This window comes from Microbacterium umsixpiens (assembly GCF_053543675.1).
Window position 1 is genome coordinate 1 of sequence record NZ_JBLVOH010000177.1, and the last position, 1,886, is coordinate 1,886.

The 1,886-nt window shown below is 69.9% G+C and carries 2 protein-coding genes; both read left to right on the forward strand.

The window, feature by feature from the left end:
• Window positions 1-71 precede the first annotated feature (71 nt).
• The gene (locus ACNPM4_RS16870; protein ID WP_448986451.1) at window positions 72-1,214 is read left to right on the forward strand and encodes a TadA family conjugal transfer-associated ATPase; all 1,143 of its coding nucleotides are present in this window, start codon (window positions 72-74) and stop codon (window positions 1,212-1,214) included.
• A partial coding sequence (locus tag ACNPM4_RS16875; protein ID WP_448986452.1) for a type II secretion system F family protein occupies window positions 1,211-1,886 on the forward strand: 676 nt, incomplete at its 3' end. The genes ACNPM4_RS16870 and ACNPM4_RS16875, both read left to right, overlap by 4 nt.

A 1,886-nucleotide genomic window follows, 5' to 3' on the forward strand; every position in this document is an offset into this window, starting at 1 on the left:
CTCCCGGAGGTCCCCAAGCTGGCTGTGGATAACTTCGGAGCCACCCGGCGGATTGTTGCGAGGATGCCGGGGTGAGTCATCCTTCCGCCCTTGTCGCCGAACGTGTGCGGATGCGTCTCCGATCCGAGGGCATCGATCCCGCCGTGGATCCGGACTCGGCGTGGCGGATCACTCACGCGGAGGTGCGTCGTCATGACGACCGCGCCCTCGCGCGCGGGGAGGCCCTGATCGAGGACGAGGCGGCGTGCGTCCGCGAGGTGCTGGCATCCCTCAGCGGATTCGGGGCGCTGCAGCCCCTGCTCGACGATCCCGTGGTCGAGGAGATCTGGCTGAACGGCTCCGGCCACGTGCATGTGGCTCGTGAGGGCGTAGCGGAACGGACCCGGCTGCGACTCGACGAGATCGCGGTGCGCGATCTCGTGGAACGGATGCTGCAGTCCACCGGACGACGTGTGGACATCAGTCAGCCGTTCGTCGACGCTTCGCTACCCGACGGGTCTCGTCTGCACGTGGCCATCGCCGATGTCGTGCGAGGGTCGTGGGCCGTCAACATCCGCAAGTTCCTGCCGAAGTACCGGTCGCTCGAGGCATTGACACGTCAGGGCATGATGCCCGCCACCGTCGCGGAGACCCTGCGGGGCGCGATGCACGACGGCCGCAGCGTGATCGTCTCCGGGGCGACGCATGCCGGAAAGACGACCCTTCTCGGCGCGCTGCTGGACTCATGCGCCGGGTCGCAGCGCATCGTGACGGTCGAGGAGACCTTCGAGTTGGCCGTCGACGGCCCCGACCTCGTCGCGCTCCAAGGGCGTCAGGCCAGCCTGGAAGGCACAGGCGAGATCACCCTGCGCCGTCTGGTCAAAGAAGCGCTGCGCATGCGGCCGGATCGGCTGGTGGTCGGTGAGGTGCGCGACGCCGAGGCGCTCGATCTGGTGCTCGCGCTCAACACCGGCGTTCCCGGCGCCTGTACCGTGCACGCGAACTCCGCCACGGAGGCGCTCGAGAAGCTGAGCATCCTGCCGTTGCTTGCCGGCCGCAACATCGATCGCGGATTCATCGCACCCGCGCTCGCGGGCTCGGTCGACCTCGTGGTGCACTGCGTGCGCGACCGCGCGGGGGAGCGGCGCGTGCAGGAGATCGTCGCCCCCACGGGCGCCGTCGAAGACGGACGCATCCTCACCACCCGGATCTATCACGCCGAGGTCGCGTCGTGACGTTCCTCCTCGGGGCCGTTCTCGCGGCCGGAGTGCTCCTGTGTGCGTCGCCGTGGCTGTGGCCACCGAGACCGGACGCCGCCCCGACGGCTCCCAAGGCGCGACTGATCCGTTTGAACGCCGAGGCGGGGTTCGACAGTCTCTCGGCGCGCGCGCTCATCGCCGTGATCATGGCCGCCGGGCTCATCGCCGCCTCCACCGCATGGCTGCTGACCGGACTCCCCATCCTCGTGCTGCTCGCCGCGTCGGCGGGAGCCCTGACGCCGATCATGTTCCTGCGCGGAAGTCGGCTGCGGCTGCGACGGCTGCGTCGGCAGCTGTGGCCCGACGTCTGCGACCTTCTGATCGCGTCGATCCGCGTCGGACTCTCCCTCCCCGATGCCGTGGCGAGCCTGGCCGAGTCCGCGCCCACGATGCTGCGGCCCGCGTTCGGCGTGTTCGCCAGAGACCTGCAAGCGAGCGGTCGATTCGAGACGAGCCTCGATCGGCTGAAGACGTCGTTGGCGGACCCGATCGGCGATCGCATCGTCGAGACCCTGCGGATGGCGCGTCAGGTCGGCGGCACCGAGCTGGTCGGGGTGCTCCGCGCGCTCTCCACCTCCGTGCGGGCGGATGCCGCGCTGCGCGGAGAGGTCGAGGCGCGACAGTCGTGGATTCGTGGCGCAGCCGTCC